The sequence below is a fragment of the Pseudomonas antarctica genome (genome assembly GCF_900624995.1).
GTDB classification, from domain to species: domain Bacteria; phylum Pseudomonadota; class Gammaproteobacteria; order Pseudomonadales; family Pseudomonadaceae; genus Aquipseudomonas; species Aquipseudomonas antarctica.
Window position 1 is genome coordinate 1 of sequence record NZ_UYXQ01000026.1, and the last position, 17,265, is coordinate 17,265.

General features: G+C 59.7%; 23 protein-coding genes. 10 read left to right on the forward strand and 13 right to left on the reverse strand.

The features are described 5' to 3' along the window. Positions 1–230: 230 nt before the first annotated feature. The 3 genes from E0F99_RS15520 to E0F99_RS15530 form a co-directional block, all read right to left on the reverse strand. Positions 231–488, reverse strand: a complete 258-nt coding sequence (locus E0F99_RS15520) for a PA4570 family protein (protein WP_083356796.1) — start codon at positions 486–488, stop codon at positions 231–233. Between the two features lie 160 nt (positions 489–648). After that, complete coding sequence (locus E0F99_RS15525; RefSeq protein ID WP_083356797.1) at positions 649–990, reverse strand: zinc ribbon domain-containing protein YjdM; 342 nt, start codon at positions 988–990, stop codon at positions 649–651. Between the two features lie 131 nt (positions 991–1,121). Next, positions 1,122–2,090, reverse strand: a complete 969-nt coding sequence (locus E0F99_RS15530; protein ID WP_083356798.1) for a polyprenyl synthetase family protein — start codon at positions 2,088–2,090, stop codon at positions 1,122–1,124. 239 nt (positions 2,091–2,329) lie between these two features. Here E0F99_RS15530 and rplU point away from each other — a divergent pair, with 239 nt between their 5' ends. From rplU to E0F99_RS15565, 7 genes are all read left to right on the forward strand, one after another. Continuing rightward, the gene (gene rplU / locus E0F99_RS15535) at positions 2,330–2,644 is read left to right on the forward strand and encodes a 50S ribosomal protein L21 (RefSeq protein WP_003176051.1); all 315 of its coding nucleotides are present in this window, start codon (positions 2,330–2,332) and stop codon (positions 2,642–2,644) included. Between the two features lie 34 nt (positions 2,645–2,678). Next, complete coding sequence (gene rpmA, locus E0F99_RS15540) at positions 2,679–2,936, forward strand: 50S ribosomal protein L27 (protein WP_003176049.1); 258 nt, start codon at positions 2,679–2,681, stop codon at positions 2,934–2,936. Between the two features lie 193 nt (positions 2,937–3,129). Further along, a complete protein-coding gene (gene cgtA / locus E0F99_RS15545) occupies positions 3,130–4,353 on the forward strand; it encodes an Obg family GTPase CgtA (RefSeq protein ID WP_064454107.1) in 1,224 nt (407 codons plus the stop codon). Between the two features lie 123 nt (positions 4,354–4,476). Then, positions 4,477–5,595, forward strand: coding sequence for a glutamate 5-kinase (gene proB, locus E0F99_RS15550; RefSeq protein WP_083356799.1), 1,119 nt, complete (start codon positions 4,477–4,479; stop codon positions 5,593–5,595). A 15-nt stretch (positions 5,596–5,610) separates the two neighbouring features. Continuing rightward, on the forward strand, positions 5,611–6,075 hold the full coding sequence (locus E0F99_RS15555; protein ID WP_017137940.1) for a CreA family protein: 465 nt from the start codon (positions 5,611–5,613) through the stop codon (positions 6,073–6,075). Positions 6,076–6,177: 102 nt separating this feature from the next. Beyond that, on the forward strand, positions 6,178–6,660 hold the full coding sequence (locus E0F99_RS15560; RefSeq protein WP_083356800.1) for a glutathione peroxidase: 483 nt from the start codon (positions 6,178–6,180) through the stop codon (positions 6,658–6,660). Positions 6,661–6,818: 158 nt separating this feature from the next. After that, positions 6,819–7,922, forward strand: coding sequence for an NADH:flavin oxidoreductase (locus E0F99_RS15565; RefSeq protein ID WP_083356801.1), 1,104 nt, complete (start codon positions 6,819–6,821; stop codon positions 7,920–7,922). Here E0F99_RS15565 and E0F99_RS15570 read toward each other — a convergent pair. Beyond that, positions 7,891–9,093, reverse strand: coding sequence for a glycosyltransferase family 4 protein (locus E0F99_RS15570; RefSeq protein WP_083356802.1), 1,203 nt, complete (start codon positions 9,091–9,093; stop codon positions 7,891–7,893). The genes E0F99_RS15565 and E0F99_RS15570 overlap by 32 nt on opposite strands. Positions 9,094–9,147: 54 nt before the next feature. Further along, entirely contained in the window at positions 9,148–9,912 is a 765-nt protein-coding gene (cysZ, locus tag E0F99_RS15575) for a sulfate transporter CysZ (protein WP_083356803.1), read from the reverse strand. A 293-nt stretch (positions 9,913–10,205) separates the two neighbouring features. Between cysZ and trxB the strand changes: the two genes are divergently transcribed. Continuing rightward, a complete protein-coding gene (gene trxB, locus E0F99_RS15585) occupies positions 10,206–11,168 on the forward strand; it encodes a thioredoxin-disulfide reductase (protein ID WP_083356804.1) in 963 nt (320 codons plus the stop codon). Positions 11,169–11,351: 183 nt separating this feature from the next. Here trxB and E0F99_RS15590 read toward each other — a convergent pair whose 3' ends face one another. From E0F99_RS15590 to E0F99_RS15615, 6 genes are read right to left on the reverse strand one after another with little or no spacing between them, the layout of a single operon-like run. Beyond that, complete coding sequence (locus E0F99_RS15590; protein WP_083356805.1) at positions 11,352–11,693, reverse strand: HopJ type III effector protein; 342 nt, start codon at positions 11,691–11,693, stop codon at positions 11,352–11,354. Then, a complete protein-coding gene (locus E0F99_RS15595; protein ID WP_065908484.1) occupies positions 11,686–11,982 on the reverse strand; it encodes a DUF1244 domain-containing protein in 297 nt (98 codons plus the stop codon). Before E0F99_RS15595 ends, E0F99_RS15590 begins: the two co-directional genes overlap by 8 nt. Before the next feature lie 23 nt (positions 11,983–12,005). Further along, positions 12,006–12,377: a dihydroneopterin triphosphate 2'-epimerase gene (gene folX / locus E0F99_RS15600; RefSeq protein ID WP_003194073.1), complete on the reverse strand. Its 372-nt coding sequence runs from the start codon at positions 12,375–12,377 to the stop codon at positions 12,006–12,008. Between the two features lie 2 nt (positions 12,378–12,379). Continuing rightward, positions 12,380–12,940: a GTP cyclohydrolase I FolE gene (gene folE, locus E0F99_RS15605; protein ID WP_083356806.1), complete on the reverse strand. Its 561-nt coding sequence runs from the start codon at positions 12,938–12,940 to the stop codon at positions 12,380–12,382. Between the two features lie 20 nt (positions 12,941–12,960). Further along, the gene (gene folM, locus E0F99_RS15610) at positions 12,961–13,671 is read right to left on the reverse strand and encodes a dihydromonapterin reductase (RefSeq protein ID WP_083356807.1); all 711 of its coding nucleotides are present in this window, start codon (positions 13,669–13,671) and stop codon (positions 12,961–12,963) included. A gap of 55 nt (positions 13,672–13,726) precedes the next feature. Continuing rightward, positions 13,727–14,287, reverse strand: coding sequence for a putative antibiotic biosynthesis monooxygenase (locus tag E0F99_RS15615; RefSeq protein WP_083356808.1), 561 nt, complete (start codon positions 14,285–14,287; stop codon positions 13,727–13,729). A 214-nt stretch (positions 14,288–14,501) separates the two neighbouring features. Here E0F99_RS15615 and E0F99_RS15620 point away from each other — a divergent pair, with 214 nt between their 5' ends. Next, positions 14,502–15,461: a MerR family transcriptional regulator gene (locus E0F99_RS15620; protein WP_083356809.1), complete on the forward strand. Its 960-nt coding sequence runs from the start codon at positions 14,502–14,504 to the stop codon at positions 15,459–15,461. A 2-nt stretch (positions 15,462–15,463) separates the two neighbouring features. Here E0F99_RS15620 and E0F99_RS15625 read toward each other — a convergent pair whose 3' ends face one another. Continuing rightward, entirely contained in the window at positions 15,464–16,069 is a 606-nt protein-coding gene (locus E0F99_RS15625; RefSeq protein ID WP_083356810.1) for a hypothetical protein, read from the reverse strand. A gap of 56 nt (positions 16,070–16,125) precedes the next feature. Further along, positions 16,126–16,596: a PAS domain-containing protein gene (locus E0F99_RS15630; RefSeq protein ID WP_083356811.1), complete on the reverse strand. Its 471-nt coding sequence runs from the start codon at positions 16,594–16,596 to the stop codon at positions 16,126–16,128. 129 nt (positions 16,597–16,725) lie between these two features. On the opposite strand from E0F99_RS15630, the gene E0F99_RS15635 reads away from it, so the two are divergent. Continuing rightward, the gene (locus E0F99_RS15635) at positions 16,726–17,181 is read left to right on the forward strand and encodes a flavodoxin (protein ID WP_083356812.1); all 456 of its coding nucleotides are present in this window, start codon (positions 16,726–16,728) and stop codon (positions 17,179–17,181) included. The last annotated feature ends 84 nt before the right edge of the window (positions 17,182–17,265 follow it).

Below are 17,265 nucleotides of genomic sequence, written 5' to 3' on the forward strand. Positions count from 1 at the left end.
ATGCATTCCTTATCGGCGCTTTGGTGAAGGGGTGGGGCGAAGTCTCCCACGGTCTGTACTGGCTAGAGTCAGATGCTGGCTTTTAGTCCCACCACCCCAACAAGTCTAACCATACAAGCGGGCTTGCCTGCGATTGCGTCACCTCGGTAGCAGGTTTGACCGAGTCGTCTGTATCGCGGGCAAGCCCGGCTCCCACATAGAGCCGGTGCATTCAGGTTTTGCGTGGTCGTTCATGGATGGAACTTGCCAGTGAGCTCCGTGGCCGGGCGCAACGCTCGGGCATAGCAGAACAGAAATAAATTACGCACCACTTCCTTGAGCACCCCAGGCTCACTGGAACTCAGGCCGCTTACGTCCAGGTCACCCTGGTCCTGCAATTCATTCAGCGCTTCTTCTTCCAGCACAGCACAGACTTCCCCGGTTTCCCGATGCAGGATTCGCAGGTAAGGGTGTGGGCGGTCCAGCCAGGCATCGATCAAATACGTCATAAGTGGTTCTCCTTGATGGGTTTCAATGAGAATAATTCTTATTAGTAGAATAGCAAGCGCCTATTGGCGGTTTCCGGGTTTTTCTGTGTGGATATTGTGTTCGATCAACGGAGAGAGCGAAACGCCATCCCGCGGCGGGCGCGGGATGGATGCAGCAGGTTCAGACTTTGCGCACGAACTCGGACTTGAGTTTCATCGGACCGATACCGTCGATCTTGCAATCGATATCGTGGTCGCCGTCGCACAAGCGGATGTTCTTGACCTTGGTGCCGACCTTGACCACCAGGGACGTACCTTTGACCTTGAGGTCTTTGATCACGGTGATGGTGTCGCCGTCCTGCAGGACGTTGCCTACAGAGTCTTTCTTCACGGTTTCATCGCTGGCCGCTTCGGCCTCGCCACTGGCGGACCACTCATGGGCGCATTCCGGGCAGATCAGCTGGGCGCCGTCTTCGTAGGTGTATTCGGAATTGCATTTTGGGCAGGGTGGCAAAGTGCTCACTAAGGCTCCTTGAAAGTCAGGATTGGCTAAAGTCGCACATTATATAGGGTTTTGTGGCACGGGCGGGGTCGTGAAGTGGTAATAAGGTCTAAATGTGGGACGGGCTTGCTCCCACATTAATCAGCGCCGAATCAGTGCGTACGCGCGACCGCGAACTCACTCAGCTCAACCAGGGCATCCCGGTATTCGCTGGCCGGGATCGCTTCCAGGCACTGGATGGCGCGTGCAACGTAGTCGCGCGCCAGTTGCGCGGTGTACTCCAGGGAGCCCGAAGCTTCCACGGCAGCGCGGATGCTTTCGAGGTCTTCGATCCCGCCTTTCTGGATCGCTTTGCGCACCAGAGCAGCCTGTTCCGGCGTGCCTTCGCGCATGGTATAGATCAACGGCAAGGTTGGCTTGCCCTCGGCCAGGTCGTCACCGACGTTCTTGCCCAGGGTCTCGGCATCGCCTTTATAGTCGAGCAGGTCGTCTACCAGTTGGAACGCCACGCCCAGATGGTCACCAAAGGTGCGCAGGGCTTCGGCCTGTTCGGCAGTGGCGCCACACAGGGCGGCGGCACTGTGGGTGGAAGCCTCGAAGAGCATCGCGGTTTTGCCGCGAATCACTTCCATGTAGGTTTCTTCGGTGGTGCTGGCGTCACGAACCTTCGACAGCTGCAACACTTCGCCTTCGGCGATGATGCGTGTGGCCTGTGAAAGAATCTTCATCACCGGCATCGAGCCCAGTTCGACCATCATTTCGAACGAGCGCGAGTAGAGGAAGTCGCCGACCAGCACGCTTGGGGCGTTGCCCCACATTGCATTGGCGGTCTCGCGGCCACGACGCATGCCGGACATGTCGACCACGTCGTCATGCAGCAGGGTGGCGGTGTGCAGGAATTCGATGGTGGCCGCCAGCAGGCGCAGGTCATCGCCTTCGCGGCCCAGGGCCTTGCCACACAGCAACACTAATAAAGGACGCAGGCGTTTGCCGCCCGCCGACGTAATGTAGTCGCCAATTTTGGAGACCAGCGGCACTTTAGACGTCAGCTGCTGCTTGATGATGCCGTCGACGGCGCTAAAATCGTCCGCGACCGCGCGGTAGAAAGCTTGGGGTTGCATCAGCGACAGTCGCTCCAGAAGGGTTGCGCGGCATGCTAGGACCCAGGCCCGACACTGTCAAGGCGCGATAGACGGCCTCTTGCAACACCCATTTACCTTGCGTACAATCGCGCACCCTGAACTTCCTGGGCAGCACCTGCCTTACGCAATTGCATTCGGGACGTCCATCCCATGCAGCCATGCCAGCCAATACCTCTTCTTATAAAGCGCTGGGTGAGCAGGATTATCGGAGAAATACCATGTCGTACGCAGTAATTGTTACTGGTGGCAAGCAATACAAGGTCGCCCCAGGTGAATACCTGAAGATCGAAAAACTGGAAATCGCTACCGGCGAATCCGTTACCTTTGATCGCGTTCTGTTGGTCGCCAATGGCGATGACGTGAACATCGGCGCTCCAGTTGTTGCTGGCGCTACCGTTGTGGCTGAAGTGATCTCCCAAGGTCGTCACGATAAAGTCCGCATCATCAAGTTCCGTCGTCGTAAGCACCACATGAAGCGTATGGGCCACCGCCAGTGGTACACCGAGATCAAAATCACCGGTATTCAGGCTTAATTTCAGCCTAATTCCTCACTAGGAGAATTGACTCATGGCACACAAAAAAGCTGGTGGTAGTACCCGTAACGGTCGCGACTCAGAAGCCAAACGCCTTGGCGTTAAGATGTATGGCGGCCAGAAAATCATTCCGGGCAACATCATCGTGCGTCAGCGCGGCACCCAATTCCACGCCGGTTACGGTGTTGGCATGGGTAAAGATCACACCCTCTTCGCTAAAATCGAAGGCGTGATCAAGTTTGAAGTAAAAGGCGCGTTCAACCGCCGTTACGTGAGCGTTGTCGCCGCTTAATTGCGCGATCGCTGGAAAAGCCCTGTCTCGCGACGGGGCTTTTTCGTTTGTGGAGTGAGTCTCTTGCAAAGCTGTTTGTAATGGGCTCAGGCGCTGGATAGGCGGTCATTGTTTGAGGTCGCTGCGCTCATTTTTGCAAGAGTCTTATGTCTTGGTTTCTTAAGCTCGTCCATGCGACGAGAGGCGTTTTGTTATGAAGTTCGTTGATGAAGTTTCCATCCGAGTAAAAGCAGGCGACGGCGGTAACGGTTGCATGAGTTTCCGTCGCGAAAAATTCATCGAAAACGGTGGCCCCAACGGCGGTGACGGCGGTGACGGCGGCTCCATCTACATGATGGCCGACGAAAACCTCAACACCCTGGTCGACTACCGTTACACCCGGCACTTCGATGCCGAGCGTGGCTCCAACGGCGGCAGCACCGACTGCACCGGTAAAAAAGGTGAAGACCTGGTACTGCGTGTGCCGGTGGGCACCACGATCATCGACTCCGCCACTCAGGAAGTGATTGGCGACCTGACCAAGGCCGGCCAGAAGCTGATGGTTGTGCAGGGCGGCTGGCACGGTCTGGGTAACACCCGATTCAAGTCCAGTACCAACCGTGCGCCACGTCAGACCACACCGGGCAAGCCGGGCGAGCAGCGTGACCTCAAGCTGGAAATGAAAGTACTCGCAGACGTAGGCCTGCTGGGCCTGCCGAACGCCGGTAAAAGTACCTTCATTCGCTCGGTCTCGGCCGCCAAGCCGAAAGTTGCCGACTACCCGTTCACTACCCTGGTGCCAAACCTGGGCGTGGTCAGCGTCGACCGCTGGAAAAGCTTCGTGGTCGCCGACATTCCTGGCTTGATCGAAGGTGCTTCCGACGGCGCAGGCCTGGGGATTCGCTTCCTCAAGCACTTGTCGCGTACCCGTTTGCTGCTGCACCTCGTCGATATGGCGCCGCTGGATGACACCAGCGCTCCGGATGCCGCCGAAGTGATCGTCAGCGAACTGACCAAGTTCAGCCCGGCCCTGGCCGAGCGTGATCGCTGGCTGGTACTCAATAAGTGCGACCAGATCCTCGAAGAAGAGCACGAAGAGCGCGTCAAGGAAATCGTCGATCGCCTGGAGTGGGAAGGTCCGGTCTACGTGATCTCGGCCATCGCCAAAGAAGGCACCGAGCGTCTTTGCCGCGACATCATGCGCTACCTGGAAGACCGCGCCGACCGCCTGGCGGCCGACCCGGTATTCAAGGCCGAACTGGCCGAACTCGATCAGCAGATCGAAGACGAAGCCCGTGCCCAGCTGCAGGCCCTTGACGACCAGCGTGCCTTGCGCCGCAGCGGCGTGAAGTCGGTCCATGACATCGGCGACGATGACTGGGACGAAGAAGACGTGGATGATGAAGACGGTCCGGAAATCATTTACGTGCGCGACTGACCGGTTGCGATAAACTTAAACGCCGCTCTCTGGAGCGGCGTTTTGGTATCTGGATATACGTAGTCACTAATAACGTTATGGGCGGCGCTGGGTCGCGCAGCCCACTATCTAAGGTTGAAGATGATGCGGAGCAAAGTGACAGGTGCGCAGCGCTGGGTCGTAAAGATCGGAAGTGCGCTGCTGACGGCGGATGGTAAAGGTCTGGATCGCGCAGCCATGAGCGTGTGGGTCGAGCAGATGGTGGCCTTGCATGAGGCCGGTGTCGAGTTGGTGCTGGTGTCGTCCGGGGCCGTTGCCGCCGGGATGAGCCGCCTTGGCTGGACCGCGCGACCCAGCGCGATGCACGAGCTGCAAGCCGCCGCCGCCATCGGCCAGATGGGCCTGGTGCAAGCCTGGGAATCCAGCTTTGCCGAGCACGGCCGCCACACGGCGCAGATCCTGCTGACCCACGACGACCTGTCCGACCGCAAGCGCTACCTCAACGCCCGCAGCACCTTGCGCGCCTTGGTCGAGCTCAAGGTCATCCCGGTGATCAACGAGAACGACACCGTGGTCACCGACGAAATCCGCTTCGGCGACAACGACACCTTGGCTGCGCTGGTGGCCAACCTGGTCGAAGCTGACCTGTTGGTGATCCTCACCGACCGCGATGGGATGTTCGATGCCGACCCGCGCAACAACCCCAATGCCCAACTGATCTACGAGGCGCGCGCCGATGACCCGGCGCTGGACGCCGTGGCCGGCAGTGTCGGCGGTGCCCTGGGCCGTGGCGGCATGCAGACCAAGCTGCGTGCGGCACGCCTGGCTGCGCGTTCCGGCGCGCACACCATCATCGTCGGTGGGCGCCTGGAGCGCGTGCTGGATCGTCTCAAGGCCGGCGAGCGCATCGGTACGCTGTTGTCACCGGAACGCGGCATGCTGGCAGCGCGCAAGCAGTGGTTGGCCGGGCACCTGCAAACGCGTGGCACGCTGGTGCTGGACGATGGCGCCGTGTCGGCGCTGTCCCAAGGCAATAAGAGCTTGCTGCCGGTAGGCGTCAAGTTGGTGCAGGGCAGTTTCCGCCGCGGCGAGATGGTGGTGTGCGTTGCGCCGGACGGTCGTGAGATCGCCCGTGGTCTGGCTAACTACAGCGCCCTTGAGGCGCAGAAAATCATTGGACAATCGTCTGACGCGATTGTCGGACTATTGGGTTACATGGCCGAACCGGAATTGGTTCACCGCGATAACCTCATCCTGGTCTAAGCGAAGGAATACACGATGCGCGTAATGAAGGGATTGCTCGGCCTGCTGCTGGCCATGCCGCTGCTGGCCTCGGCTGAAGAGATTGGTCAGGTGTCGACGGTGTTCAAGTTTGTCGGCCCCAACGACCGGATCGTGGTCGAAGCGTTTGATGACCCCAAGGTCGACGGCGTGACCTGCTACTTGTCGCGCGCCAAGACGGGCGGCGTGAAAGGTGGCCTGGGCTTGGCCGAAGACCGTGCCGAAGCCTCGATTGCCTGCCGTCAGGTCGGCCCGATTCACTTCAAGGGCGAACTCAAGGACGGCGACGAAGTGTTCAAGGAGCGAACTTCGCTGGTGTTCAAGACCATGCAGGTAGTGCGCTTCCTCGACAAAAAGCGCAACACCCTGGTTTACCTGGTCTACAGCGACCGTTTGATCGAAGGCAGCCCGCAAAACGCTGTTACGGCGATTCCGATTTTGCCCTGGCCGACCGCTCAGTAGTTCGCAGGCGAGTTTTGTCATCGGCGGCTATGATTGCAAGCTTGCGGTCTGTAATCTCGAACGGCCGCAACGCAAAAGAACATGGGATATCTGGAGTTCGTCATGAGTGCTTTCCACGACCTGAAACTCAAAGCTTTGGACGGACAAGAGCTTGCGCTGGCGCCCTTCAAGGGGCAAGTGGTGCTGGTGGTCAATGTAGCCTCCAAATGTGGCTTGACCCCGCAATACGCGGCGTTGGAAAACCTCTATCAGCAGTATAAGAGCCAGGGGTTTACCGTACTCGGTTTGCCCTGCAACCAGTTTGCAGGCCAGGAGCCGGGCACCGAGGAAGAGATCCGGGAGTTTTGCAGCCTCAATTATGGCGTGACGTTCCCGCTGGGCAGCAAGCTCGACGTCAATGGTCCGGAACGTCATCAGCTCTATCGCCTGCTGGCGGGCGAGGGTGCCGAATTTCCTGGGGACATCACCTGGAATTTCGAGAAATTCCTATTGGGCAAGGATGGGCGGGTGCTCGCGCGCTTCTCGCCGCGCACGGCACCGGATGACCCGACGATCGTGCAGGCCATCGAAAAAGCCCTGAGTTGAGCGCCCTCTGATCGTTCCCACGCTTTGCGTGGGAACGCCTTTGCGCACGCTCTGCGTCCCGCTTTTATCCCTTAATCACCCGAATCAATAGTGCTACCCAGCACGTCGCACTGCCCATATTATCCACATCATAAATCCCCCTCATGTGGAGTGCCCCTATGCCCGTCCAAGCTCTGTTCAAACCCTTCCAGCTCGGTGCACTGCAACTGTCCACTCGCGTGGTTATGGCGCCGATGACCCGTTCGTTCTCGCCGGGTGGCGTACCCAATTCTAAAGTCATCGAGTACTACCGCCGCCGCGCCGCCGCCGGCGTTGGCCTGATCATCACCGAAGGCACCGTGGTCGCCCATCAGGCGTCCAATGGCTACCCGAACGTCCCGCATTTTTACGGTGAGGCCGCGTTGGCCGGCTGGAAGAAAGTGGTCGACGCGGTGCACGCCGAAGGCGGCAAGATAGTCCCACAACTGTGGCACGTGGGCAGCGTACGCCGTATCGGCACCGAGCCTGACGCCAGCGTGCCAGGCTACGGGCCGATGGAAAAACTCAAGGACGGTAACGTGGTGGTGCACGGCATGACCACCCAAGATATCAAGGACGTGATCAACGCCTTCGCCCAAGCCGCCAAGGATGCACAACGCATCGGCATGGACGGTGTAGAGATCCATGGCGCCCACGGTTACCTGATCGACCAGTTCTTCTGGGAAGGCACCAATCAGCGCACCGACGAATACGGCGGCAGCTTGGCCAAGCGTTCACGCTTTGCTATCGAACTGATCCAAGCCACCCGCGCCGCCGTAGGCCCGGACTTCCCGATCATCTTGCGTTTCTCACAGTGGAAACAGCAGGACTACACCGCACGTCTGGTGCAAACCCCTGAGGCGCTGGGTGAGTTTCTCCAGCCACTGTCTGACGCCGGTGTGGATATATTCCACTGCTCCACTCGCCGTTTCTGGGAGCCTGAATTCGAAGGTTCCGACCTCAACCTGGCTGGTTGGACGCGTCAGCTCACTGGCAAGCCGACCATCACCGTCGGCAGCGTTGGCTTGGACGGCGAGTTCCTGCAATTCATGGTCAACACCGACAAGGTCGCGCAGCCGGCAAGCCTGGAAAAACTGCTGGAGCGCCTGAACAACGACGAGTTCGACCTGGTCGCCGTGGGACGTGCCCTGCTGGTGGATCCGGATTGGGCAGTGAAGGTGCGCGAAGGTCGTGAAGGCGACATCTTGCCGTTCAGTCGTGAGGCGTTGACGACCCTGGTGTAAGAGGCGACAGGGCGGGCACCGGGTGCCCGTCCTTGCACACACCGCGCAACTGCCGTTCGAACTGCTCGATAATCGCCGGCCAACCCTGGCGGCTCGCATGCTGGCGGGCGTTCAAGCGCATACGGCGCAAACTCTCCGCGTCCTCAAGCAGCCAATTGGCGGCATCGCAAAATGCATCCTCATCACCCGGCATTGCCAGTACGCCGTTGTAACCATGGCGAATATGCTGGGTCGCGGCCGCTTGGTCGTAGGCCACCACCCCCAATCCTGAAGCCATGGCTTCCAGTACCACATTGCCGAAGGTTTCGGTCAGGCTGGGAAACAGGAATACGTCACCGGACGCGTAATGCCGGGCCAGTTCTTCACCGCGCAGAGTGCCGCAGAAAATCGCCTCGGGCAGTTCCTTTTCCAGCATCCCCCGTTGCGGACCATCGCCGACGACGATCAGTTTCATCTGGCGCAGTGGATAGGTGTCTTGCAAGGTGTCAAAGCAGCGTTTAAGCAGGCCCAGGTTCTTTTCCTGTGCCAGGCGGCCTACATGCAGCACGGCGATTTGCTCACTGTTCAACGCCCAGCTTTCACGCAGTGCGTGATCGCGCTTGGCCGGGTGGAACAACTGGCTGTCGACGCCGCGTGAGAGCATCCCCAGGCGCTCGAAATTCCGACGCTCAAGCTCCACGCGTTGGCTGGTGCTGGGGACCAGAGTCAAGGTCGAACGGTTATGAAACCAGCGCAGGTAGTGCGTGACCATGCGGCTGAGCAGGCTCAAGCCGTATTGATTTGAATACTGCTGAAAATTGGTGTGAAAACCACTGACCACGCTGATTCCCAGGCGCCGTGCTGCGCGCAACGCCGACAGCCCCAGCGGCCCTTCGGTGGCGATGTACAGCACGTCCGGGCGCTGGCGAGTCCAGCGTCGCAGCAACTTGTGCATCGACGACTGGCCCCATTGCAGGCCCGGGTAACCCGGCAGCGGCCAGCCACGGCACAGCAGTAATGCGTCGTCGCTGGGGCGGCTCTGGTCGCAGCCCTGGCGTGGGCGCACCAGCTCGACCTGATGGCCGCGCGCGCGCAAACCTTCACACAGGCGCCCAAGGGTATTGGCCACCCCGTTGATCTCTGGCGGGAAGGTTTCGGTAATTAAGGTGATGTGAAGCGAAGCTGTCGTCATGACCCACAGTGTCACCGTGGGCCATGTCGTCATTGTGTCATTGGCGTGATGGATTTATGACTGGGTCACCTTGGGCGCGGCCATCGCCTCGGCGCCCTGTTCACGCACCCAGAACAACGTCGCCCCGGCCACCGCCGCTGGCATCATCAGCAGGTTGACCACCGGCACCAGCAATACCAGGTAAACAATCCCGCCAAAACTCATGCTCTGCCAGCGTTTCTGGCGCAGCCAGGCGAGCATCTCGTTCCAGCCCAGCTTGTGGTTATCCGCCGGGTAGTCGATGTACTGGATCGCCATCATCCACACGCCAAACAACAGCCACAGCGGCGCGGCGATCAGGTTGACCACGGGGATGAACGACAGGATAAACAGGCCAATCGCGCGAGGCAGGAAGTAGCCCAGTTTGCGCATTTCCCGGGCCAAGGTGCGCGGCACCATCGCCACCAGTTCGCCCCAGCTGAACGGCGGGAAGTCGTCGGTGCCGCGCACAACCACTTCAACTTTCTCCGCAAGAAAGCCGTTGAACGGCGCCGCGATGATATTGGCCAGCATGGTGAAGGTGAAAAACACCATCAGCACCACCAGCACCACAAACAGCGGCCACAAGATGTAGCTGAGGAAGCTCAGCCAGCCAGGCAGCGTCGGCATCAAGGTGTCGACCCACAGGCTGAACTGATGGCCGGCGAAATAGATCAAACCGACGAACAGCACCAGGTTGATCGCCAATGGCAGCAGCACAAATAGACGCAGGCCTGGGCTCAGCACCAGTTTGAGGCCTTCACGCAGGTATTGCGGGCCGGAAAGAGCGGGGGCGGGCATGGAGAACTCCGAGCAAGAAGACGAACGGGCCGACCTTACCGGCTTTGCATTCAACGCGAAAGCGCGGTCGATGTGACGACATCAGCGGTAACAAAGGTGTCGATTAACCGAGCTGACTGCATAGAGACCGCCTATGAGCTGGATTGTTATTCCGTATTTCCTTAATCTTGCCCCCCTCGATACGCTGCACCCATTATTTTTCAGGACCTGCGAGTTCAAGCCTTCCCCAAGTGCTTCGCGGTCCTTTTTTATTCCAGCCGCCTTGTTTTCCGGGTGGTCGATAGGAGTGAGTCATGTCTGATACCCGTCATTCGCGAGTGATTATTCTCGGTTCCGGCCCTGCCGGTTACAGCGCTGCCGTCTACGCTGCCCGGGCCAACCTCAAGCCGCTGCTGATCACCGGCATGCAGGCGGGCGGTCAGTTGACCACCACCACTGAAGTCGACAACTGGCCGGGCGATGTCCACGGCCTGACCGGCCCAGTGTTGATGGAGCGTATGAAAGAACACGCCGAGCGCTTTGAAACCGAGATCGTTTTCGACCACATCAACCAAGTCGACTTCTCGAAAAAGCCTTACAGCCTGACTGGCGACAACGGCGTGTACACCTGTGACGCGCTGATCATCGCCACCGGCGCCAGCGCCCGATACCTGGGCCTGCCGTCGGAAGAAGCGTTCATGGGCAAGGGCGTTTCCGCCTGCGCGACCTGCGACGGTTTCTTCTACCGCAACAAGCCGGTCGCCGTGGTCGGTGGCGGCAACACGGCGGTGGAAGAGGCGCTGTACCTGGCTAACATCGCCAGCACCGTGACCCTGGTGCACCGTCGCGAGACCTTCCGCGCCGAGAAGATCCTGATCGACAAGCTGCACGCCCGTGTCGCTGAAGGCAAGATCATCCTCAAGCTCAACGCCACCCTGGATGAAGTCCTGGGCGACAACATGGGTGTGACCGGTGCCCGTCTGAAAAACAACGACGGCAGCTTCGACGAGCTGAAAGTCGACGGCGTGTTCATCGCCATCGGCCACACCCCCAACACCTCGCTGTTTGCAGGCGTGTTGGACGCCAAAGACGGTTACCTGGTGGTGCAGGGCGGCCGTGAAGGCAATGCCACTGCGACCAACATCGAAGGCATCTTTGCCGCCGGTGACGTGGCCGACCACGTGTACCGCCAGGCGATCACCTCGGCCGGCGCCGGCTGCATGGCGGCCCTGGACGCTGAGCGTTACCTCGACGGTTTGAAGGACGCTTCCTTCTAAACCCGTTGCAATAAAAAAACCGGCTGAGAGGCCGGTTTTTTTATGCGCGTGATCTGATGATCGTCGCAGTTCAAATGTGGGAGCGGGCTTGCTCGCGAAAGCGGTATGTCAGGCCACACATGTATCGACTGATCTACCGCCTTCGCGAGCAAGCCCGCTCCCACATTTTGATCTATGTTTGACTCAGGATTTGCGGCTCAGCGGCTGCGCGGTGAATTGCACACCAGCCAAACCTTGCGCAATCAACGCGCGAATATTGCCGTGATCACTGCCCTGCGGTGTAGCCACCACCGACCGATAATGCTCACCAAACGCCAGCAGCGCTTCCTGATCGCTCAACCCTTCCAGCAGCGCCAGGCCCAGTGTCTTGCACGAGCCCTCGTTCTGCCCGGCGGCGTTTTCCACGCTGCCATTGGTGAAGGCTTGCGGCTGGTAGTCGTAACCGGCGGCAACAAACGCCAAAGTGTCGGCAAAGACGTGTTCGCCGCTGTTGAGGCTGGCGCGCAGGGTGTTCAAATCAGTCATGGGTTTTTCCTTTGGCAAACGCCGCCTGTTGGTCGGCGCTGGCTTCTTTCTGGTACTGGGCTTTCCACTCGGCGTACGGCATGCCGTACACCACTTCACGGGCGTCATCGAGGCTCAGCTCGATGTGGCGCTCGTCGGCCTCGGCTTTGTACCACTTGGACAAGCAGTTGCGGCAGAAGCCTGAGAGGTTCATCAGGTCGATGTTCTGCACATCCTTGCGGCTGTCCAGGTGCGCCACCAGTCGGCGGAAGGCGGCGGCTTCGAGTTCGAGGCGTTGTTGATCGTTCATAGGGCTCACTGCAGATTCTGGGGTTAGCGGCTGGCCGCCAGGGTAATCGAAACCGACTCGGCAAAGCGCAGCGCGTGGGGCTTGTCCACTTCGACTTCGGCGTACAGCACCGATTCGTTGCTCATCACCAGGTCCAGCAGCTCCTGGGTCAGGCGCTCGAGCAAGGCGAAGCGGTTGCCTTCGACGTGGGCGATGATGGCCTTGGTAATGGTGCGGTAGTTCAGCGCGTGGTCGATGTCGTTGTCGCGCACGGCTTCCTGAGCGGCATACAGGATGGTCAGGTTGATCAGCACGTCCTGCTTGTTGAGGATCTCGTCCTCGTTGATGCCGATAAAGGTGCGCAGGCACAGGTCCTTGACCCGGATGCGCGCCATGCCTGGTTGAAGTTGTGGCATTGCTACTTGCTCCGTCCAATCAGTTGCAGGAACTCCATGCGGGTGGTGTTCGACTCGCGGAAGGCGCCGAGCATCACCGAGGTGTTCATGGTTGAATTCTGTTTTTCCACGCCGCGCATCATCATGCACATGTGCTTGGCTTCGATCACCACCGCTACGCCTGCGGCCTGGGTGACCTGCTGGACGGCGTCGGCGATTTGCCGCGTGAGGTTTTCCTGGATCTGCAGGCGCCGCGCGTACATGTCGACAATGCGCGCCAGCTTCGACAGGCCCAGCACCTTACCGGTCGGAATATAGGCCACATGGGCCTTGCCGATAAAGGGCAGAAGGTGGTGCTCGCACAGCGAATACAGCTCGATGTCCTTGAGGATCACCATCTCGTCATTGTCTGAGGCGAACAGCGCGCCGTTGACGATTTCGTCCAGGTTCTGCTCGTAGCCATGACACAGGTACTGCATAGCCTTGGCGGCGCGCTTGGGGGTGTCGAGTAAGCCTTCGCGTTCAGGGTCTTCACCCAGGCCTTTGAGAATCTCGCGGTAGTGTTGGGGCAGGGACAAGGTCATACAACATCCTCACAAACGGCTTACTTGATATGCCGCCCGCCGTTGACGGTCAGGGTGGTACCGGTGACATAAGGGTTGTCCAGCAGATAACGCACGCTCTGGTAGATCACCTCGGGCCCAGGCTCGATGCCCAGTGCGGACTTGGTCAGGACCTTGGCGCGGTAGGCCGCATCGTCGCCTTCGTTGAACATCACCATCGCCGGCGCGATGCCGTTGACCTTGATCAGCGGCGCGAACTGCGCAGCGAACGACAGCGTGAGGCTGTCGAGCCCGGCTTTGGTGGCGCAATAGGCGATGTGCTGACGGCTGCCCTTGCGCACCACGTCGTCGCTGATATGCACGATATCGGCAGGTGTTGAGCGTTGCAGCAAAGGTGAACAATGCAGGTTGATCAAGTACGGCGCAAGCATGTGCACGCTGAACATGTCGGTAAATGCGCGGCTTTCGTCTCCCGGCGTTTCCGCGACCCACGCCGAGGCGTTATGGATGATCGCGCGCAGGCTGTCGGTGTGGGTCTTGAGTGCTGTGATGAAGGCCAGAATCCCGGCCTCACTGGAGAAGTCGGCAAACACACCGACCGCGCCACGTTCGCGCAAGGCCTGCACACCGGGGCGTTCACTGCGGTAGCTGAAAATCACCGGATGGCCCTCGTCCAGCAGGCGCTCGGCGCAATGCAGGCCGACACGCTGGCCGGCACCGGTGATCAGGATCGGGGCGTTTGTTGCTGTCATGGGAGGCTCGCGTCGCTGGCAGGATGAAACTATACCAGCGAGCGGCCTCTTGTACTCAAACGGCGGCTTCTGCAGCCTTGCGCGGTGGCGGTGTAGGGTGCAGCCAGTTCGCCAGCAGGTGGGTCGACAGCGGGATAAACCAATAAACCATCAATGGGGTGAGCGCCAGGGTGCTGACCAGCACGCGCGGGGCCAGGTCCAGTTCGTTGAGCAGCGGCCCCAGGACAACGTTGAACAGCAGCGACACCGGAAAAAACGCCAACCAGATTGCCACGGCCTGTTTCCAGCGTGGTGGCCGTGCACCTGCGGCGCCGAACCAGCCGTCAATGCCACTGACGCGATGCTCGGACGGGTCGGCAAACAACTCGCTGCCACGGCTCAACCACGCGCTGCGCGAAGCGGAAAACTCCCAGGCATGCAGGGTTTTTTCGTCGGCGAAGCGGAAGATAATCTGGAATTCATCGTCATTGGGCGGCGGGGCGAGCACGCCGGAACCCAAGTAACCGGGGAAGTCTGTGGCCAATTGTTCGCCTTCGCGCAGCCAGGCCATCAAGTCTTCGTAGCGCCCTTGGGCCACGCGGCGCGCAACCATCAAGGTGACGGGTGAGGTAGACATTGTGTATCTCCAAAGGTACGGGTGCGCCGATCCGGGTAGGGGGCGCACGAACGAGGCTGCGGGGTGGTGCAGCGACGTAGAAAAAACAGGCAAGGATTATTCCTGTTTTGCAAAAATACGCCAGTGACATTGGTCTGACAGAGCGGGCCTTGAAAAGGACAAGTCTAAAAGCGTTAAATGGGATCCACCTTTAAAAGGATGTTTTTTACCGCTGATGCCCGAAATTACTGTTCGTACTCGCGACATCATCCAGGGTCGCCTCGCTGATCCCGATGAGCTGTTCCCGATCCGCGAAGTGTCGAGATTGACAGGTGTCAACCCGGTCACCCTGCGTGCCTGGGAACGTCGTTATGGCCTGATCCAGCCCACGCGCACCGAAAGTGGGCATCGCCTCTACTCCAACGACGATATTGTGACCATCCATCGTATTCTCGATTGGATCGAGCGCGGCGTGGCGGTGAGCAAGGTCGGCAAGATACTGGCGCGCGACGATCAGCAGGCTGAAGCGATTCGTGCTGAGCGCGACACCGCCAGTGACAGTGAATGGCCACAGTGGCGGGCGCGCTTGGTACAGGCCGTCAGTGGGTTTGACGATCGTCAGCTACAGAGCCTGTACGCACAGATTCTTGCGAGCTACCCGCTCAGCGTGGCGTTCCAGGACATCCTGATGCCCCTCTGGAACGACCTGCTGCGCCATCAGGGCCGCTTCGGCCAAGCCAGTGAATGGATTTTTTACGATACCTTCCTGCGCATGCAGACCTTCGAACACCTGCGGCTGGCGGGCACCTCAGGCGCGCCACGGGTATTGCTGACGGCCATGCCCGGCGAGTGCCGTAAATTGGAATTGATGGTCGCGGCGTTGTTGCTCAATGGCGAGGACATACCTGTGAAGGTGCTGGGCATGGGCCAACCCTTGGACGAGTTGACACTGGTCTGTGAAAAGATGCGTCCCCCGGCGCTCATCCTCTTCTCCAATCACTCGCACAACCATGACCTGGCTGGGCGCCTGACCCGCTTGGCGCTGACCCTGGATTGCCCGCTGCTGCTGGCCGGTGTCGCCTCGGACCTGGCCGAAAAAGAGTTGGCAGGGTCTGCCATCGGTTGCTTGGGCAGCGAAGGGCACTTGATGCAGCGCCGCTTGCAGCAGTTTCTCCGCGGGCAGTTGGATACCTGATATCAGGCGTGCACGTGTGGGTGAACCAAGCGGTGCTGGTGCAGGATGAACTGGCGAAGGCGCTCGATTTCATCGGTATCGCTTTGGCTCAGGCGGTAGGCAAACAGGCCTCGGGCGGTTTCCCGCTCCAGCGTGCCGCGCAGTGAGATCCGCTCGTAGCCGGACGGGCTGAACCACAGGGAAAAGGTTTTCGGCGGTTTGACCCGGCCACGAATCTCCACCAGCACGCCCTTGAATGACACCTCGTGCACCCACAGGGCGGCGGGGTTGCCCTTGACGTTCTCCAGTGCCACCGGCGTTTCAAGCGCCAGACGCCAGGGGCGGATCATCGGGCCGTCTTCAAAAATACTCGGTACGCCCAAGCGCAAATGCACCGCATGAAACTCATCCTCCACCAAGTGCAGGGGAAAGGTGAGTTGCTGGTTATCGAACTGCGCCTGGATGGTGACGTGGTCGTGAGCGGCCAACCGCGTGAGCAAGTCGCGAATCTGTGCACCGCCGTTGACGGTCAGGCTCGACCACGCATCCCGCAGGTTGAGCTGCGGGTTGTGCTGCATTCCCTGGATAAAATCCAGTTCATCCTGCGTCAATAGCGCGTCGCGGTGCATTGATGTAGCTCAAAGGGTGAGGAATTAAAAAGCCATTATCGCTCTAAAGACCGCATTTACTGCAACTTGTTAATTGCGCTCCTCGCCTCAACTGCCGCCAAACGTGCTTTGAGTTGGGCCACTTGCGCTTCCAGCTGTGCCACCCGTTGCTGGGCTTTCACTTGGGTGGTGACGTCTTTTTGCACGCCCACGAAATAGGTTTGCTTGTCGGCTTCGTTGTACACCGTGGACAGCGACAGCTCATTCCAGAACGGCGTGCCGTCCTTGCGGTAGTTACGCAGGATTTCCCGGCAGGCGCCGTCGTGGTCGAGGGCTTCGCGAATGGCCATCAGCGCGGGTTGGTCGCGGTCACCGGCCTGTAGAAAACGGCAATCCTGATACAGGATTTCGTCCGGCGTGTAGCCGGTCATTCGCTCAAAAGCAGGGTTGACGTAGATCAGTGGCTTGTCTTCGCCTTCGCGTTCGGCGACGACGATGCCGTCGTTGGAAGCGTTGATGACCATCTGCATAAGCTTGGCGTTAATCATTGAGCGGTCCATGCCTTGTTTTTGAAGACTGGAGTTTATGGCATACCTTGAATGTTGCGCCGCTTGCACCGAAATATTTGCGCCAGCTGTTAATATCCCAGGCTTTGGCTCAACTACAGGATCAGATTGATGAAAGTTGCCATCCTTTCCGGCTCGGTCTACGGCACCGCTGAAGAAGTCGCCCGCCACGCCGCCGGCCTCCTCAACGCGGCCGGTTTTGAAGCCTGGCACAACCCGCGCGCCACCTTGGCCGACGTGCAGGCCTTTGCCCCCGAGGCCTTTTTGGCGGTGACGTCGACCACCGGCATGGGCGAGCTGCCCGACAACCTGCAACCGCTGTATTCGAGCATTCGCGACCAATTGCCCGCCGCCTGGCGCGGCCTGCCCGGCGCGGTGATCGGCCTGGGCGATGCGAGCTACGGGGACACCTTTTGCGGCGGTGGCGAGCAAATGCGCGAACTGTTCGGCGAGTTGGGCGTTCGCGAAGTGCTGCCGATGCTGCGCCTGGATGCCAGCGAAAGCGTTACCCCGGAAGCCGACGCCGAGCCATGGCTGGCCGAGCTGGTCACTGCACTGCGCGGTTGACCGCACACTCACACAGCAACGCAAGTCAAAGCTGGGCGGCTTTGGAAAGATAGGCCCCTCGCGGCAGATAAAGGCAATGTTCCA